This window comes from Candidatus Amarolinea dominans (assembly GCA_016719785.1).
Taxonomy (GTDB): domain Bacteria; phylum Chloroflexota; class Anaerolineae; order SSC4; family Amarolineaceae; genus Amarolinea; species Amarolinea dominans.
This window is the reverse complement of the sequence record JADJYJ010000029.1, coordinates 20751-38899: the sequence shown is the minus strand read 5'-3', so window position 1 is coordinate 38899 and position 18149 is coordinate 20751. Positions and strand designations below refer to the sequence as shown.

The following is an 18149-nucleotide window of genomic DNA, read 5'->3' as shown; positions in this document are numbered from 1 at the left end:
CCTACGCGGGTTTGGTCGCGGTTGGCTTGGGCGTCGGCAACGGGGTAGCCGTCGGGGGCAGCGGCGTCACCAGGCTGTCAGGAAAGCGCGGAAACGGCGGGCTGAGCGACGAAACCGCCATCCAACCAAGCAGTGTGGTGCTGTGGCAGGGGCCCAGGGCGATGAGAAACCGGTCGCCAGCGCGGGCGCAGACAAAGACCTGGGTCTTGGACTGGATCGTGCTGATCGTGGCGCGCTCCGTCCCCGTCGGTTCTTTGAATACCGCCACCAACGTGGTGTAGAGCACCTCGCTCTGGTACTGCTGCGGCGTGGCCGTTGGCGTTGGTGTCGGCGTCAGCGTCGGCGTATGCGTATGCGTAGCCGTCGGCGTCGCGGTCGGCGTGGTCGTGTCGGTGCTGGTCGGCGTCGGCGTCAATGTAGGTGTGTGGGTCCATGTGGGTGTCATCGTGGGCGTACAAGCAAACGAAACGCTGCCGCAAACGGCCTGCGGCCAGGCAATGAAGCCGTTGACCCAACTGCAGATAAAAGCAGCCAGGATCAAAGCTGCCGCAGCAATCACAATCCCACGGATCCGCCGCTGGCGAGCAGTCTGCGCGAGGCGCCGCTCGACCTCGCTCAACCGCACTCTTGGCTCATTGTTGCGGCTGTCCAGCTCGCTCCAGCGCAGGTAATACTCCTGCGCCAGGAGAAGATTGTTGTCCTTGAGGGCTTGTTCGGCGCCGCGGCGGCAGGCTTCAGCCAATCCGCCGCGCGCATCTGGATGATTCTCGTCATACTTGTCGAGCACGCGGCGGTACTGAATCTCGGCCGCGCCCAGGTCGCCGCGCTCGAGCGCCTGGGCGCCCTGCGCCAGGATCTCGCCGATTTCCTTTTGTCGCTGTTCGGCTGCTTCCTGCCGCCGCGCCTCTTCTTCCAATGCCTTGATCTGTTCGTCGAAGGACATCCGTTGTTCATCGCTCATGGCTTCTTCTCCTGGTTGGGATCCTTCGGGATTACAAGCGTTTGGCCGCTGAACCAATCATCATAACTGGGCGCCACCGGCTCCTCCACAGGTGGAGGCGGAGATGGGGGCGGGGAAGTCGGGGGCGCCGGTACAGGGTTCGCCGGGGCTGCAGCGGGGTCGGCCGGTTCTGACGCCGCGCGAGGCCGAACAGGTGAAACCAGGGTCGGCGTGTCTACAGGCGCCGGCGTACGCTCTTGCCCTGCCATTGACGGCGCCGGGATGGGAGAGGGTATTTGATCCTGCGTTGTTGGCGGGGCGGCTGTGGGCGCCGCCGGTGCGGTCGCGGGCGCCGTACCAGGGCGCCCCGCCGAAGCTGTAGCCGTCTCTGGCGCCGTTGTCAAATCCGGTTTCGCCGGCGCACGAGGCAGGTCCGGGGGAGCGTTGTTCGCCGCCGTATGCACAGATGGGGGCTGCGCTTGAACCTGTCCGCCGCTGACCTGGCCGGTCGTCGCGTTGAAATCAGTCGGCGGCTCAACGACCGTGCTCACCAGGTTGCCAAACTGATTGTGACGGTTTTGGGCAGCGCGCAGCGTATCGAGCGCACGCCGGACTTCGTTCTGGCGTTGAAAATCGCTGGCGCGCTGCCGGTCGTGGGCGATGCCGGTCGCTTCTTCACGCAAACGCGCCGCGTAATAGACCGCACGCCGGCGTTCGTTGGGAAGGGACGGCCACAAGGGCGATAGAGGAGAACCCACAACCAGGCGCAGCGCCTTCTCCGCTTCGGCAAAGCAGGCGGCGCCCGCGGCATGTTCCAGGCGATTGACGAACTTGATGCCATCCACGACGTTGCCGGTGTAGCGATGCCAGAGCCGCGGCTCCTCGAAGTCGGGCGCCTGTGCAACCATGGCGCCCAGGCTCGACTGCGCCTCTTCGAAGTTGCGCGCCTGCATGGCTTTCCAGGACTCCGTCATCAGGCGTCGCAGCTCATCGGCCTGGGCCTGGGCGGTCCTCAAGCGGTTCTCCAGTTCGATGAATCGTGCATCCCCTGGCTGCGCTTGTTTGCCGTCTGCGATGGCCTGGCTAACCTTGACCAGGTCGAAGATGAGAAACGCGGCATGCGCCCGTTCATACGCCGCGTTAGCTTGCGCCTTCTGGTCAGCCAGTTTCTTCTGCTGGCTCTGCTGCAGGTTGGCACGCAGCGCCGGGAATGGCGTGTCCGCGCCCAACCGCAGCGCCTGGTCGCACAGGTTCAACCCTTCGTCGAAGCTGCCGGCCGCGTCCAAACCACGAATCTGCTCCTCCAGGGATGCGCGCAATTGATTGACAATCTGGAGGACACGATCATAACGTGGGGCCAGGGCGCGCGCCTGCAGGACATGATCAATAGTGGCAGCCGCATTGCCCTGGGCCAGGGCTTGTCGGGCCTTATCAACAAGGTTGGCGACCTGTTCCAAATCACGGCCGCGTCGATCCACCCGCCCCGCCGCCTCATTGACACGCGTGGCTTCCCCCGGTATCATCAACTTCCTGGCCCGTTCGATCTGTATGCGCGCTTTATCCAACGCATCAGCTTCCAACGCCTGACCGGCCTGGGCGATCGCAGCTTCCAGACGGTCTCTACGCTCCGCCTCGGCGCTTTCCAGCCATTGCTGCGGCTGTTCAGCGCCCGGCGTCAAATTCCGCCAATGCTCGATGATTGTTGGCAGCTCGGCATAGCGTTCCTGTGTACGCAAGTCGCGCGCCGCACGTTCAATCTCACTTTGTACTTGCTGGCGCAAGCGCTCGCCACGCGCATGGGGCGCCTGACGGGCCGCGTCGACTGCGGCGGCAAAATCAGGCGGCCGCCGGTCCAGCGCGGCGCGCAGCGTTTTCGATCTGTTGCAGACTGCTGGCCAACTGGCTGCTGTCCTCCAGATCGGCTCGCAGCTTGAGCGCGGCCGCCTGATCGTACAAGACAGCGGGAACCTGGGCGATCTGCCGCCGCGCCGATTCGATATCGCTCTGAGCCAGCTCACTCTGGGCCTGCGTCAGGGCCTGGGCGGCCTGGGCCACGCGCAGCCAGGCGTCGCTCAAGGCATCCAGGCGGCCATCCGTCGTGCGACTGCGCGCCTGTTCGAGCAGGCCCATCGCCTCGCTCCAGTCCTGGCGGTCATTGAGAGCCTGGGCGGCCGCCGCGGTCAGTCCCAGGGAGTCAATGCGCTGCTGCAGCTCATCCACCTGGCGCTGCTGTTCGGGGGTAGCAATCCAATCGGCGGCGCGCACACCCTGCAGGCGGCGCGCAGCAACTTCGTGATTGGGCACGGCCGCGTCAAGCGCGTTGCGAATTTCGTCCATTGCGCGCGTGTAGAGCGTCGTGCGGCAGCGATCAATGGCGGCCTGCAGACTGATGAGCAGCGATGGTTCATCCTGCACCGCTTGCCTGTACGCGGTCAAGGCGGTTCCTGGGTCGCGAACCTCCTGGTTGGAGGCCGCGTCGAGGCCGCGCGCCAGGGCGATCAATCTCGACACCTCGGACTGCAGCAGCCGCGAGGGTGAATCCACTTGTTGCAGTTGGTCCAGGGCGCGGCGGTACGTTGCCCGGCGCAGGAAGCTGCGCGCCTCTTCCAACGACTTGCTGGTTTCCTGGTAGCGTTTGATCTCTGTCTCGATAGCACTCAAGAACGTCCTGGCTTCGACATCGTCTGCATACCCCTCGACCGCGCCTGCCTCACGCGCCAGGCGCCCTGCTTCGACCAAATCCGTCAGGCTGGTTGCACCGTCCAGACGCTCGCGCGCGGCAGCCAGCGCCTGGTCGTGGCGCTCTTTGGCCCGACGCCGCTGCTCCTCCTCGCGCTCTCTCTGCCGCTGCGTCAAAAGGCGTCCAATCTCCATACGTAACTTGATGGCCTCTTTGCCTAGCGCCGTTTGGTTGAGCGCCTCCGCTTCGGCGACGACCTCCGCGGCCAGGGTCTCTGCATTCTCCAGGTCGCCGCGCTCACGCGCTTGGACAGCCTGGGTCAAACTCCGCTGCAGACGCTGACGATCCATCTGGTCCATCAGATTGCGCAGAGGCTGCGCCCAACGCGCCTCCGGCGGGGGCGTCTGGGTCAGGATCTCCTCCAACTCCTGGCGCAGTTCTGTCAGCCGCGCCGGGTCGTCGTCAGACCGCAAACTCTGCATGGTGCGCTGCATCTGGGCCGTCTGATACTCGGCCCACTCATTTACCACCGTTTGCTGCAACTGACTGATCGTGGTCATGAGGTCGCCGGGCGCAACCTGGCGCGTGAGTTGGCCCAGGTGTTTGAGCGCACTGCGGAATTCTTTCTGGTGTCGGGCCTCCTCGACCGGGTTCAACATGCGCCGGCGGAAATTGTCTTCATGACTGGCGATCAGAGCCTGCACGTCGTCGAGCTGCGGATGGCCGGCGTATTTTTGCCGCGCGCTCTGGAGCTCTGCGCGCGCCTGGGCGAATTGATCTTCGCGCACCAGGCTGCGCGCCCGAGCCAGGTGCTCGCCAGCCTCTGCCTCGGCCTCGACGATGGGCAGCAAGCGCGCAGCCTCGGCAAATCCCTTGGACTTTTCAAGCGCCTGCTTCACCAGACCCAGGGCGGCCCTGTAGGCGCCGGCCGTGCGCTGCGCATTCGCCTGACGCAGCGGGGCCTGCGCAGCCAATGCCTGGTCAACCTGCTCCTGCAGAGTTAGCGCCTCCGCGTGCTCCGGCTGCAGACTAAACGAGCTCGTCCAGGACGCTCTGCGCGGTCTCGAACTGTCCCTGACGAAAATTCGTGCGGGCGCTGCGCAGCAGCCGGTCAATCTTCCGGGCTTGCTCTGCGCTTTCCTTTTCCCGCACCACGCGTTGTCCTGCCAGGCGCCTTTCCTCCTCCTGGCGCGCGGTCAGGATTCCTGTCAATTCGGCCAGCAGACGCTGGGCATCCTGGCGAATGGCCGCGGCCGGGGCACAATTCACCGTTGCCTCCAGCACATCGGATGTCAGCACGCGCTGCGCTTCCTCGGGATAGGTCATCTTCAGTTCCCGTGCGCGCTGCAAGCTGAGGCCGGCTTCGGTTGCGCGGCGATAGGGCTCCGCATCGGCGGCTGACCGGCCCAGGCGGCGCGCCTGGACAGAGAATTCACGCAGCTCCTGGCGCGTCTTTTGGTATTCACCCGTCTCCAAATCGGCCACTGCTTCATCCCACAACGTACGCAGGGCCTCCTCGGCATCCACCTCTGCCTTCTTTTGCCGCAGGCGCTCCTCCAGGGCATCATACCTGGTCTGCAGAGTCTCGTATGCGCCCCCGCGCGCCTTCTCCAGGGCCCGTTGCAGCGATTTGAGCGCCACCTGCATCGCTTCGATGGTGTTGCTGGCTTCTGCCTCGGCCGCCACCTCTTGCGCTTTCTCAGCGCCCTCCAACTGGTCGAGTCGCTTCTGCGCCTGCACGACCGCCTGGTCATAGCGTTCGCGCAATTTTGCATCATCGCTGCCAGCCAGGTTCTCGCTGACAGAAGCCGCCAGGGCGTGCAGTTCGATCAAGATGGGGCGCACGTCAGCAGCCTTCTGCGCGGTCGTAACCGCGGCTGCCTTGCCCAGCGCCAATTCCAAATCGTGGCGCAGGATCGCCTGACGGCCGCGCTGGGTCTGCTGGCGTAATTCTTGCAACTGCTGCCAGTGGATTTTGGCGTCATGATTCGGGTCTATCACCTCGGCCTGGTGCAGCAACTCTTCGGCCTTGTCCAGGTTGCCTGCCGCATAGACGCTCTGAATCTGGCTGATGGCCAGGGTCAGTCCCTGGGCCTTTTCGTGCAGCGGCTTGATCTTGATGATCAGATCTTGCGCCTTCTTCTGTGCCTGGGCAATCTCCGCATCAGCCTCGATGATTTCAGGGAATTTCTGCTGCATCGGCGCGATCCAGCGGTTCTCCACTTCGGCTAGCGCCTGCAGCGCCTCGGCAAAGGCGCCTTGCGTCACCAGCTCTTCCGCGCGGCTATAGCGCTCACCAATCGAAGCGAGCAGGCGCGCGCGGATCTGAGTGCGCGCCTGGGCCGCCTGAACCTGGAATGCTTTGTTAGTTGGCGCTGCCTTCGCCTGGTCCGATGCCTTTGCGTAGGCCTCCTCCAATCTGCCCAACTCAATGAGTGACGCAACCAGGCCCTCAGCATCCTTTTGGCGAGTCAGCTCGCGCCATTTTCTCAGAGCCGGCCCCAACTGGTACAGCATAAATAGGCGATGCTGCGCCCCCTCCTTCTCCAGGAGGTTCAGAAAAGCATCGCTGCGACGCAGCGCTTCCTCCAGGTGCAGTTGGCCTTCGAGCGCCAAGAGTTCAGCCACCGCCGTGCGTATCGCTGGCGTCAGGCCGCTGTCCAGGTGGGCGGCCTGGCGCAGCGCCTGACCAAACGCCTCGACCGCGCCGCTGACGCTGCTGTTGATTCGATTGTAGCCCACCTCGAGCTGCTCCTGAATCTTCTGCCACAGCTCGGCCTGGGTCTGCATGCGGTGCAGTTGCGCTTCGATGGCCGGCAGGCTGGCCGCGCCCCGCGCCTGGCGCAATCTTTCCAGCGCGCTCCCGGCGTCGCCGCGCTCGATCATTGAGGACGCCTCGGTCACCAGGGCTTCAGCCTGCTGCTGCAGCGCCGCGTTGGACTCGCGACGCACGCGCTCGGCAATCTGTTTCAAGACCAGGTCATGGGGTCGGTTCACCACCGCCTGGTTCAGTGTGGCAAGGCCATCAAGCATGTTGTCGCCGACCAGGCGTTCCAGGGCATTCTGAATCAGCTTGCTGGCGGCCTGCAAACTCTCTACCTGCTGGGCCAGAGTCCGCCAACTCGCCGGCAGACTGGTAACGTCGGCAGGCCTGGCAGCCAGGCGCTGGCCGGCATCTTCCAGGGTGTCGTTCAGCGCCTTCCACTCGATGGCGGATGCGTCCCCGCCGCGGCCCGCCTGATAAAGCTGCTGCGCGCGCGCGAAACTGGCGGTCGCCTGGTCGAGAGTATCCGAGATCTGTTGAGCCGTCGCCGACAAAGCCTGCGCTCGCTCTCGCCACTCGGCCGCGGGCAAGTCGCCCACCGCGTCCAGCGCGGCCTGCGCCAACCGTGCAGCCTCCAGCCACTCTCCTTCCTTTGCCTTCAACTCAGCCTGCTGCAGCAGTGGTTCGGCGCGTTGGATGGCGTTCAGTCGCGCCGCGGCCGGCTGCAGAGATTGCTCCACCAGGGCGCTCAGCTCCACGCGGGGGCCAGCCTGCGCACGCGCCCTCTCCAACAGATCCACCAGGGGTTGCCAGTCGGCGCTGCGCGGCGCGGGCGCCGCCGCGAGCGATCCTTGCAGCATGCGCGCCTGCTGCAGTGCAGCCTGCACGGCCTGGTCCGCGCCGATGTCGCCCAGGCGTTTCTGCGCCGTACTCGCCTTATCCGCGGTGACATTGGGCAGCGTCAGCACCTGGGTGTTCCATGCGGCGGCCTGTTTGAGGTCGCCGCGCTGCGCTGCGGCCTGGCCGGCCGCCAGCAGCGCGTCCACGTACGCGTCGAGCAAGCCCGGCGCAGTGGGCCAGGCGTCGTGAGCTTCCTTGAACAAACGCAGACGCTCGTTTTCATCGGCGTTGTTCAGCGCGCGCTCGTGCAAACGACGCACATCCTGCTGCAAGCGATCGGCTTGACGCAGCCCTGCTAGCAGACGCTGGTGTAGGTCCGCGTCCCGCTCACGCTCCGCTTCCAGCCCGTCGCGAAAAGACTTTTCGGCCTGATCCGGCTCACGGTCCTTGAGCCGCTGTTCGCCCTGCGCCAACATGACCCGCGCCCGCGCCAGGCCGTCAATCGTCGTCTGCACCTCTTTCAGGAACGCCTCCAGGGTGACGCGAGTCTCCCCGAAATCGGTGCTGCGAACCTGGGTCGCGATGCTCAGTTTCTCTTGCGCGATCAGCAGCGTTTCGCGTGCGCTGTCCCAGCGGCGGCTGTCGAAGTCGCGCTGCGCCTGCACACACGAGGCAGCCACGTCGCACAAGGCAGCGGCCTCGCGGCGGTCCTTGTCGGCCAGGGGATGGCCCGGAAAAACCTCGAGTATGGCCTGAAAGGTCGCGCGGGCGTCGTCGAAGGCCTGGCGGGCCGCATCGAATTGACGATCCGACAGCGCCAGGCGTCCACGTTCGACAGAGGTCAGCGCATGTTTGCGATGTCCTTGCAGCCACAGCGCCTGCCAGTTGGGATTCATGGGGAAGTCACGGCGCAGGTTTTGTAGAACGGCCACCGCGTCTGGCAGGTTATCGTTCTTCAGATACTCCTCGACCGTGCGCAACTGCTGCGAAATGCGGCGCCAATAGTTGGTGGCCCCACTGAGCACTACGGCCACTTCTCGGTTGCCGCGGGCCTGCTCATTCAGGGTTTCAGCAAGCGAAACCGCCAATTCGTAGTCTTCATTCTCGAAGGCGGTTTGCGCGCGTTTGAGTTGAACCTCGAAGAGCGTGCGCGCGGTCAGGTCATCGGCCATGCGACGGGCTTCCCCACCCAGGTCGGTAAGGCCCGCGGCCGCCAGGTCACGCAGCAGCGTGTCCAGGGTGACGAGTGCGCCGTCCACGTCGTTTTGACGCTCCTGACGGGCTGCGGTCTCTATGTCCTCGCGTACGCGGCGTTCCCAACGCTGACGCTCACGCACCTCGTTGCGCAGCGCCTCGATATCCGCGTGGTATTTGAGGATGTGATGATCCGCGCCCAGGCCCTGCGCCTGATCGAGCAGGCCGGCGGCGTCTGCATGACGCTGGGCCTGGCAGGCCTCACGCGCGTCAGCGATCGCCTGTTGAATCCCGCCATCCCATCGTTTCTGTTTCTCGACGCGGTCTTTGCCTTCCGCGGCGCCGCCGTGCTTGGGGATCGCAGCCAGCACCCGGTCGAAGCAGGCCAGGGCCTCGTCCCAGGCGTAACGGGTGAAATGGGCCTCGGCCTCCGCCATCGTGGTGCGCATTTCTTGATCGCTCATCATCTTTTCGGGCATCGTTTCCTCGCTTTTCTTCTCATCTCAGCCATGAGTCGCTCGATTCAGCCAACAATGATCCACCGTCTTCAAGGATGGTGTTTTCACTCTGTTTCTTTACAGACTTGCCTCAGGGATCCAGGCGATAGCGCCACACGCCCCGCGTGGTGGCCGCGTAGAGCCAGGCCTGGCCGTCCACATCCAGGTCGCGCACCATGGGCGGTGAACTGCCGAAGCCCAGGTTGATCGCCTGCCAGGTTGCCCCCTGGTCCGTGCTGCGCCACACCCCGTTCATCTGCCCCGCGTACAAACGGTCGCCAGACTGGATTACATCGTTGGTGCGCGCCTGTGGGGCGCCGGTCGGCGCAGCCCAGGTGTTTCCCGTCCTACGCAGCAGAAAATCGCTGCCGCCGATGATCCAGGGCGCGCCGCTGTTGTCCAACAGGAGGGCGCGGCCGCGAGTCTTGCCCGCGGCCGGTTGCGACCCGGCTCCAGCGGCTCCAGGCGCCGTTACCCGGGTTACGCAGGTACAGTCCATCTTCCCACACGAAAGCGGCGATCCCGCCCTGGTTGGCCGCAATGCGCAGGACACTCGCATCGAGACTCAGACGCCGCTGCCAGGCGCCCTGTAAGGTCCCATTGGCAATGCCAATGTCATAGATTCCCAGGAGATCGGTGGCCAGGAAAACACGCGCTCCATCGTTCGAGAAGGTGACGCCGTAGGTGTAACGGGCGTCGTCCGGCAAACCGCTGCGCTTCTGCGTCCATGTTGCGCCGCTATCGGTCGTTTCGTACACATAATCTCCCCAGATACCGGCGACAGCCTGGTTGCAGAGGGGCTCTTGCGCTTCAACGACAATGAAGGTGTTGTTCGCCGGCAGCACAGGGGGCCAGCCTCCGGCAGCATTCTGTTTGTAGATGCCGCTGGCGGCGCCGGCCAGTTTGACTGACCCACAGACCGAGAGACTCTGCACATCGACATTGTCCAGACCCACCCGGGTCCACGCTGGCGTGCTCGTCGGCGTTAGCGTATGCGTGGGTGTCGGGGTAGGCGTCGCCGTTGGCGTACGCGTGGGTGTCGGGGTAGGCGTCGCCGTTGGCGTACGCGTGGGTGTCGGGGTGCGCGTCGCTGTTGGGGTGTATGTCGGCGTCGGCGTCTTCGTGGGTGTAGGTGTTGGCGTTGGTGATGGTTGCTTCATTACGTATACGAGCCAGGCTCTGTGGGGCGTAGGCGTTGGTGTCCACGTCGGCGTAAAGGTGGACGTCGGCGTCGGCGTAGCCGTCGGCACGGTGGGCGTCGGCGTCGGCGTAGCCGTCGGCACGGTGGGCGTCGGCGTCGGCGTAGCCGTCGGTACGGTGGGCGTCGGCGTCGGCGTAGCCGTCGGCACAGTGGGCGTCGGCGTCGGCGTAGCCGTCGGCACGGTGGGCGTCGGCGTCGGCGTAGCCGTCGGCACAGTGGGCGTCGGCGTCGGCGTAGCCGTCGGCACGGTGGGCGTCGGCGTCGGCGTAGCCGTCGGCACAGTGGGCGTCGGCGTCGGCGTAGCCGTCGGCACGGTGGGTGTCGGCGTCGGCGTTGGCGTCGGCACGGTGGGCGTCGGCGTCGGCGTTGGCGTGTCTTTATAGAAATTACCCTCACCAGAATAACCTGTCCAGTCAATCGTTTGGTTGTCGAAGGCTTGACCGTTACCGCTAATCACCTCGGCCCCCGTTGCCACAAAGCCCAACGGATTATTGGCAACCACACGATAAGTGGCATAGTCCTTGGTCGTGGTCAGACGCCAATAACCATACGCGTCGCTAGAGTCTCGAGCCAACTCGACATCGTTGTTGCTAAGAATCAACGTGACGCCCTCGAGAGGACCGATAATTGATCCCGGATTCCCTCTGTACACGTGACCGCTGAACTCGGCAACAACAGTCAATGGTTGGCGACTCGAAATGGACGTCACGGGAATCTGATCTTGCGCTAAACTCGCGCGGTCGTCTGCGGAGCCGGCCAATCGCACGATTGGAACATCGGCCCCCCATGGAATGAAGCTGGTCAGCAACACCCACGTGATCAGGAGTATGACCCCCAAGCCGCATGCGAACCACAAGAGTAAGACCGGTCTGCGGTGTGGAGCACTTGGGGTGGCATCTTCGTGTATGTGATTCATAGTAAATGCCTCGCTGTCCTATTTCGGCTTCAGTTCACTAACCACGAACTTCCATTCAGGAGACGCATTACTGATTATATTGCCGTTCCCATCCTCGATCCATACTTTCCATGTGTATTCATACGATGGTAAGTACACCTCACATGACTCCTTCTCCGATTTGCATGTATACTTCTTGGGACCGTTCCAGGCGTGCTGGGTGTACTCCACTACATACACTTGAGGGCTTTGTAGAGATTGCCCGTCCCAGCTCCATTTGAATATCCGGTTTACAGCTCCATTCAGGGTGGCATCCGATGTAGGCTCGATGAGTGTGATCGTCCCGTCGAGCCAGCTCGGCGTTGGTGTGGGGGTCCGTGTCGGCTTCGGCGTTGCGGTCGGCGTCGCCGTTGCCACGGTAACCGGACCCCATGTCAAGGTGATCCGCAAAGGCTGGCCGTCGCTTCCCTGGACCGTTTTCCATTCCTCAGCGCTTATCTGATATTCCAAGCCAAAGGTGAGACTGCCCACATCCTGGTTTTCCGACAGGGCCTTGACACGCCATTCCTGGGCAAGTTCGACCTTCAGGGGACCAACTTTCTTGAGCCGGAGCGTGGGCGATGTGCGCTCGAGAATCCAGCTCTCTTCATCAGCCGGCGTGAATCGGTAGCCCCGTTTGATGATTTCTTCCACATCGCTTTGACCGTTTTGGCCACAATCCTTCTCGACAACGGGAAGCACACTGAACGACCATGCAACAGGTCCACTCTTCGACTCGCCAACGGTAACCACGTCAATCGGTAGCTTGGCCTCGCCGCTATCGCTCACCGTCAGCTTCAACACGCACGGCAGGTCTCCAACGATCGGGGACGGCGTGGGCGTCGGTGGCACAGGAGTGTTGGTTGGTGGCACGGGGGTGTCGGTTAGCGTCACAGGGGTGTAGGTCGGCGTCGCTGTGAGCGCCTGGATCGTCAATGACCTCCCGCTGGAAACCAGATTTGTGGCGCCATTGCGCACGCTGATATACACAGTCCCGGCCTGTTGCAGCAAGTCCGCGCCAACGGTCACCGTCACCCGGTCGGTGGAGCGCAGGGTTGGGGTCAGGACCACGGTCTCGTTGTTCTTACCCACCCATTCCACTACCGCATCGTCAGCAAAATTGCTGCCGCTCACGATCAGCGTCCTCGGGCCGCTTGCGGCGTCTACGGAGGATGGTTCGAGTCCGGCAATGACAGGTCCTTCTCGAGGCGGCGCCACATAGATAATGACGAGCGCCAGGAGCATGACCAGGGTCGCGCTGCCTGCCAACAAGGGCCAGTGCTTCTGCCACCACGGCGGCAGGTAGCCCTTGGCCTTCTTGCGCGCCGCCGCCAATTCGGGCTGCTTCCCGTCGCAAGCGTCATGCACCGCCTGCCAGCGCTGCTGCGCCTGCACCTTGCTGTTCGCCGCGCCGGTTTCCTCCTGGTTCAGCGCCTCGGTCGCAGTCACCAGGGCATCGGTCAGCCGCTTCAGCAGACCCGGGTTCTTCAGCCCCACTTCCAGGTAGTCTTTGCGCAGAGCGTCAGCGGTATGCGTGCGCTGCTTCGCAAAGATGCCGCGCACCTGCTGGCGCAGGGCCTCATCTATGCGGCCGTCCAGCGTCTGCACGCGCGCCAGCAGCGCCTGTCGCTCACGCGGCAGGAACTCAGGCGGGAGACTATCTAGCTGCTGGCGGACGGCCAGGCTCTGCGCCAGGGCTGCGGCCGCCTTGCCGCTCAACGCCGCCTCGGCCTCCCGTAGCTTTCCCGACAGCTCCTGAAGGGTTTCCAGCACCTTACGCTGCTCATGCAAACGTTGGATGGCGTCAGGCATTTGGAAAAGCCTCCTGCTCTAAGGTCTCCTCGCTCGGAGTGTTCTGCTGCGGCGTGTTCAATGAGATGATCCAGGCACTGCAAGCGATCAAGGTTGGATAATACTGCTCATTTTCCGTTTCTTGGCCCAGGATTGCCGTTTTTGCCATATCCGTTGACCCTCCGAGATTGCATCTGATCCGATCTCCCACTGCGGCTGGTAGCGCACGCCGCGTTCATCCGGCAGGTCCACTCCGGCCGGGCGTTCCTGCGATTGCGTAAGCCATGTCTGCATACGGTCCAAAATAGTCCCGGTCGCTGCACGCTGCGGCTCATCGCCATCGATGCCCTCCCTTGCCAGGTTCCTGAAGGCTTCACTCGTCAGTACGCTGGCGGGCAGTCTATCCGCGTCGCGCAGAGCGCCGGTCAAGCGCTTGATGGTTGCATCCTTCCCATCCAGTTGTTCCGCGTCTTCCAGCGCCTCCCGGCACCAGCGCGCCTCCCAGTAAAGCTGCACCAGGTCGGTCGCATCGAATTCACTCTGTGTGACGACCCGATCAACTTCACTCTGCAGCGTAGCAGCCAGTCTTTGACCCAGGTCAAGCATTTCGTTCTGCAGGCTTTCCTGTTGTGTGTTCCAACGCATGAGCACACGAGAGTTAGGATTGGGAGATAAGCGGCGATCGCGCACGATCAAACGAGCCTGCAGCGTCTGGGCGAACCCGCGCGCGGCTTGCGGCTGCTGAAGCAGGGCGGCGGCGCGCGACTGAATCGTCTGGCAGTCCTGTAGGACGCCGGTCAAGCCCGCCTCCTCGATCAGTGGGCTGCGCTGCAGTTGCTCGATGCTTTCCCGAGCCGCGGCGGTTCCCCAGGCCGGATTCCCCCGCTCCAACGCGCCCATGAGATCGGTCGTCTGTTGTTGGACACTCCGAAGCGCCTGCTCTTTTTCTCGTTGTTGCTCTTGAATTCTCTGATTCTTCTCGATACCTGCTCGAATTTGGTTTTCAATCTCTTGCAGCCTCTGTAGATCGAGATTCAGCTCGGCTTGCCAATGCTCATGGCGCGCCAGGGACCTGGCAGAAGTAATGGACTGCAAACCCGACTCAAACGACTTGAAGCGAAGCGCTTGCTCTGCCTCCTGGGCAGCATCAGTCAGACGCTGGCGCAGGAAATTGACGATGCGTACCTGCCAGCGCTTGATTTGCGGCTGCACGCCCCACCCTTCGAAGTAGCCATGCAGGGTAGAGAGGCGGATGGCCAGGTTATCCAGGTCAGAGGCTGACACTATGGCAACGGCGTCTACCTGGCCTGCGGTCGCTTGCAGCATTTCCAGATGGCGTTCGTCGGCTGCAAAATCAACGTCCGCCGCAGTCGCATGGTTCGACAAGGCGCCGGCGCGGAAGGCCATATGAGCCTGGCGCGCCAGATCGAGAGCCTGGTCAATCTCAGTCTGCGCTCGCAACAGCTTGCGCCATTGCCCGATCACCCAGGTGCGAATTTCCTGCACTTCAGCGCCGCGATCGTCTTCGTGGGGCATTCGGTAGAGAGCGATCAATTGCCCTGGATCTGCCCCTGCGGCCCCAGCCTGTCGGCTCCGTTCCATACCGGCAGCCTTGCGTTTCTGCAGTGCGTCGTTGGCACGGTCACGCAGCGTGATCAACGCCAGGGGCAATTGGGACAGCACGCGTTCAACGTGCGCCGCGATTTCCAGAACACGTTCGAAGTCGCTGGCCCGGTAAGCCTTCTCTGCCTCCGCCACGCGGCCATTCAGCCAGGCGCTCTTGAAGAGATTCTGCAGATCCAGCAGAGGTGGCTTGTCCACCACGTTGGCGCCCCGCACCTGGTCAGGCTGATCGCGACACGTTTCTCCCAGGTCGCGCAGCCGTGTCACGTCCTCCGTCATTCTCCTCGGTAAGTCGCCTGGCAGGCTCTCCAGTAGATTCAAACAGACCGCGAGTCTCGCAGTAGCCGACCCATCGGGCGAATTCCCGATCTGGACGACCTCTTGTTGCACCCGACGCAGCTGGTTTTGATAGGCGTCAAATCTCGCCTGCCAACCGTCCAGAGCCTGGCGCTGTGCATCGTTCGCCCAACGGCGCACCCGCTCGATTTCCATCCTAGCTTCGGTGATATTGGCTGTATCTGAATAGCTGGCATCCCAGTTCTTTTGCAGAGTTCCGGTCAAAGGCATGTTAACTCGTTGGTAACGCTCAGCGGCGACGGCCTTCTCGACTTCCTCCCATGTCGCCTGCTGCGACGGGGAGAGAACCAGGGTTGCCTCTGCCGGCAATGACGCAGGCGACGCGGCTGCATCTATTTGCCGCAACAGGGTCTGCAGAGGGGACCGTGGCCAGTCACGCAGGCGCTGCACGACCGCGCTGGCGGCGTCGAGGTCAGGCACGATGAGGTCACCGGCGCTGCGCAGATCGGTCAGGAAGCGCTGTTGCACGAGTTGGCCGGCCTCCGCCCAACTGACCAGGCCGCGCGCCTCCGTGTCCGCAGGAAAGAGCTGCAGCGCGTCACGCCCCAGATTCAAAGCTTCAGCGTAGTTGCCCAGGGCGAGCTGTTTTCGGCAGTCGGCCTTGAGCTGCTGGGAACGGGTCAGGCTCTGAGCCTTCGGCAGCAGAAACAGCGCCCGGAAATGCTGCGGATTCTCGTGCAGAACCTGGTTCAGCCGGTCTTCGGCGTTGGTGTACTGCTGATCACGCAGTGCGGCGTCGGCTTCATTGACGACGCGCAGCCAACGTTGGCGATTCTTCAACTCACGCTCGATCTGTTGACGACGGTCGTCGAGCACCAACTCGGCTGGCGCGCCCTTGATGGCCGTGTCTAGCACATCACTGGCTTCATGCAGAGCCGCCAGCTTTTTTTCTTCAATCGCCGTCCAGTCTGCCCGCTGAGCATCAGCTTCTAGCGGCTGCGCCCGCACCTGGACGTCATTGGCGTGATTGAGAGCCTGTCCACCCGTCGCCAGGGCGCGCAGATCACGAAAGGCGGCTTCATTCAGCAGATCCGGCCGGTACTCGCCAACGCGCTGCAGCATCTGGGCTGCGTCATCCCAGGCGCGATCAATCAGGTATTGAACTCCCTGGTTCAGCAGCGCCCATTCGTTCAGCAGCGTCGGATCGGCACCCGTCCGGTCGCGCAAGAATTGCCCCACACGCGCCTGCAAGCGCAGGTAACGCGCCAGCCGCGCCGGCTCGCTGCGCGGGTCAAGGTTGCTCAGTACGCGGCTGAAATTGATGTCGGCCTGACTGAACTGTTTCGCCAGCAGGCTGATGCGGGCCATGGCAATCGGCTGCCACAGCTCTTTGTCCAGTTCTTCACGCGCCTGGTCACGCCATTGTTTGAAATTCTGACGCAGGCCAGGAGACAGATCATAGCGCAGAGCCAGGTCTGCCGCGGCCAACATGCGGTCGTAGCGGTCTTGTCCACGCGCTTCCAGGATACGAAAACGCAGGCGGTCGAGCAGGCTGGAGGCGCGCGCAAGTTCGAAGGTCTCCATCAACCAGGCCAGATCCGCGGCCAGGTCGGCCGCGCTGCGATACCGCCGCGCCTCATCGCGCTGCAAGAGACGACTAAGCAACAGGTGGCTGGCTTCGCTCAAGAGGTTCCAGGTGGGCGCTCCCATCCCAAGGGTGTGGGGTGGTTTGCCGTCGTTCTCCAATTCGAGGAGTTGTCCAGCCAACAGGTGGTACGCATGTTGACCGAAGTAAAACAGGTCATTTGCGAACTTATCAGAGCCTCCTGTGATGTTCCAGTCAATCAGCCGTACCTCTGGTTCGGCCCCGCCTGCCGGCCAGCGCACGCGGACACGATCCAGTTTGGTGCGGGGCTCGAAATCACTGAGGGCAAAGCCATGTTGGTGCGCCAGGGCCATCCCTTGCGCCACCCGCTGAAGCACGGCCAACACCCGGCTTTCGCTTTGCAGGTCAATCACCGGAATGACTTCTACGGCAGGTGGCGCCATCTCCTGCACCTGGAAAGGTCGGCCGTTCTCATCAACGCCGTCATCCAGCAGCGCAACGATCACACGACGCATGCCGGTGCTTGCCGCGCGTCGAACGCGCTCCTCTGCGCTGCGCAAGAGGGGCCATTCCTCATCTTCCGCTGCGTTGAGCGTGCGTAGAACGGTGGATTCCTTGCGAAAACCTTCAGCATCCGGGCTGTCGGTCTGCCAACGGTCGCTCAGGCGCTTGATAACCACCGGATACACGTCGAGCGTCGCCGCGTAGGCGCGCGCCATGGCGCCGGAACCGATGGATCTCACATCACGATAGACTTTTCCACCCAGGATGATCTCTTCACCTGACGTTGCCATTACAGTGCCAGCTCCTCATCGCTCGTGGGAGGGATGTATTCCAGGTAAGCCACACGATTTTCATGAATGCCGGCCACCAGGTAGCGGCCGGCTGTCATTGCCAACGAGAGCACGGTCGAACGAAGTGCATCCGTACGCGCCAACAGTTCGCCATGGCGCCCATCCAGCACCATGACCGCGCCGCTGTTCGTGCCGCACACCACCAGGTTGGCGGCCTGATCGGTGGTCAAAGCCGTGACCTGCTCGCCCAGGTCGAGGCTGTAGGTCCACGCTGGCTCAGTCAAATCTGGCGCAAAAGCGGCCACCTGACTCTCGCCGTTGCTGCCGAGGACAGCCACAACGGCGAGCGGCGCCGGCAGAGCGGCCAGTTGTGTTACACGCTGCCACAAGCGCTTGCCAGCCCGCGGTTTACCGCTGCTGGCGTCCAGGGCCGCCAGCAGACAGCGTTCGGTGCCCGACGAACCGACGTAGAGGGTGGCGGCGTCGCTGCTCAAGGCAACTGCCCAAGTCTTGCCGTCTGTCGGCGTATGGTCGGCCGGATGCCGGCGCCAAACCGTCTGTCCGTCCCAATCCAACACCGTCAGGGCCGGGCCAAGATGGCCGATAGCCATGAGACTGGCGTCGGGCGCCAGGCTCATGGAGTAGATATCGTTCGTCTCGGCGCGGATTTGCTCCGGCCAGCCGCTGACGGCATCCCCATCCCACATCAGCTCGAGTCGAAAGACCTCACCCGAGCGAAGGCCGGCCAGGGCGCGGCGCATGTCGGGCGTCACGGCCGCTGCACAGAAGGGCAGATCCTCTTCGGTCTTGCGCCCCGGCGCGGGGGGCGCGTAATAACGGAAGGGATTGTTGCCCCAGCGGTCGAGAATGCGCAGATCGTGTTCGCTGCCTACCAACAGATAGTGGCCGTCCTCGCTCAGCGCCAGCGAATTGCCCGGTGCGCCAACGAAGAGCCAGCGCACAATGGTCAGGGATGCCTCGCTCATCG

The 18149-nt window shown here is 63.4% G+C and carries 9 protein-coding genes; all 9 read right to left on the bottom strand.

All coding sequences use genetic code 11. The features are described 5' to 3' along the window. Window position 1: 1 nt before the first annotated feature. Window positions 2-961 (bottom strand): hypothetical protein, encoded by a 960-nt coding sequence (locus IPM84_22010; protein ID MBK9095378.1) that lies wholly within the window; start codon window positions 959-961, stop codon window positions 2-4. After that, a complete protein-coding gene (locus IPM84_22005) occupies window positions 958-2676 on the bottom strand; it encodes a hypothetical protein (GenBank protein ID MBK9095377.1) in 1719 nt (572 codons plus the stop codon). The genes IPM84_22010 and IPM84_22005 overlap by 4 nt, the downstream gene beginning before the upstream one ends. Before the next feature lie 100 nt (window positions 2677-2776). Continuing rightward, the gene (locus IPM84_22000; GenBank protein MBK9095376.1) at window positions 2777-4594 is read right to left on the bottom strand and encodes a hypothetical protein; all 1818 of its coding nucleotides are present in this window, start codon (window positions 4592-4594) and stop codon (window positions 2777-2779) included. Window positions 4595-4649: 55 nt separating this feature from the next. Continuing rightward, the gene (locus tag IPM84_21995) at window positions 4650-8897 is read right to left on the bottom strand and encodes a hypothetical protein (protein ID MBK9095375.1); all 4248 of its coding nucleotides are present in this window, start codon (window positions 8895-8897) and stop codon (window positions 4650-4652) included. A gap of 109 nt (window positions 8898-9006) precedes the next feature. Next, window positions 9007-9318 (bottom strand): hypothetical protein, encoded by a 312-nt coding sequence (locus IPM84_21990; protein MBK9095374.1) that lies wholly within the window; start codon window positions 9316-9318, stop codon window positions 9007-9009. Then, window positions 9263-10690: a hypothetical protein gene (locus tag IPM84_21985; protein MBK9095373.1), complete on the bottom strand. Its 1428-nt coding sequence runs from the start codon at window positions 10688-10690 to the stop codon at window positions 9263-9265. The genes IPM84_21990 and IPM84_21985 overlap by 56 nt, the downstream gene beginning before the upstream one ends. A 360-nt stretch (window positions 10691-11050) precedes the next feature. Beyond that, a complete protein-coding gene (locus IPM84_21980) occupies window positions 11051-12862 on the bottom strand; it encodes an IPT/TIG domain-containing protein (GenBank protein MBK9095372.1) in 1812 nt (603 codons plus the stop codon). An 87-nt stretch (window positions 12863-12949) separates the two neighbouring features. Continuing rightward, complete coding sequence (locus IPM84_21975; GenBank protein ID MBK9095371.1) at window positions 12950-17161, bottom strand: hypothetical protein; 4212 nt, start codon at window positions 17159-17161, stop codon at window positions 12950-12952. Beyond that, on the bottom strand, window positions 17161-18147 hold the full coding sequence (locus IPM84_21970) for a PQQ-binding-like beta-propeller repeat protein (protein MBK9095370.1): 987 nt from the start codon (window positions 18145-18147) through the stop codon (window positions 17161-17163). The genes IPM84_21975 and IPM84_21970 overlap by 1 nt, the downstream gene beginning before the upstream one ends. Window positions 18148-18149 lie beyond the last annotated feature (2 nt).

Bases quoted from the DNA above. Each gene is read 5' to 3' on its own strand.
- IPM84_22010 (MBK9095378.1), bottom strand. From the start codon at position 961: ATGAGCGATGAACAACGGATGTCCTTCGACGAACAGATCAAGGCATTG.
- IPM84_21995 (MBK9095375.1), bottom strand. From the start codon at position 8,897: ATGCCCGAAAAGATGATGAGCGATCAAGAAATGCGCACCACGATGGCG.
- IPM84_21980 (MBK9095372.1), bottom strand. From the start codon at position 12,862: ATGCCTGACGCCATCCAACGTTTGCATGAGCAGCGTAAGGTGCTGGAA.
- IPM84_21975 (MBK9095371.1), bottom strand. From the start codon at position 17,161: ATGGCAACGTCAGGTGAAGAGATCATCCTGGGTGGAAAAGTCTATCGT.
- IPM84_21970 (MBK9095370.1), bottom strand. From the start codon at position 18,147: ATGAGCGAGGCATCCCTGACCATTGTGCGCTGGCTCTTCGTTGGCGCA.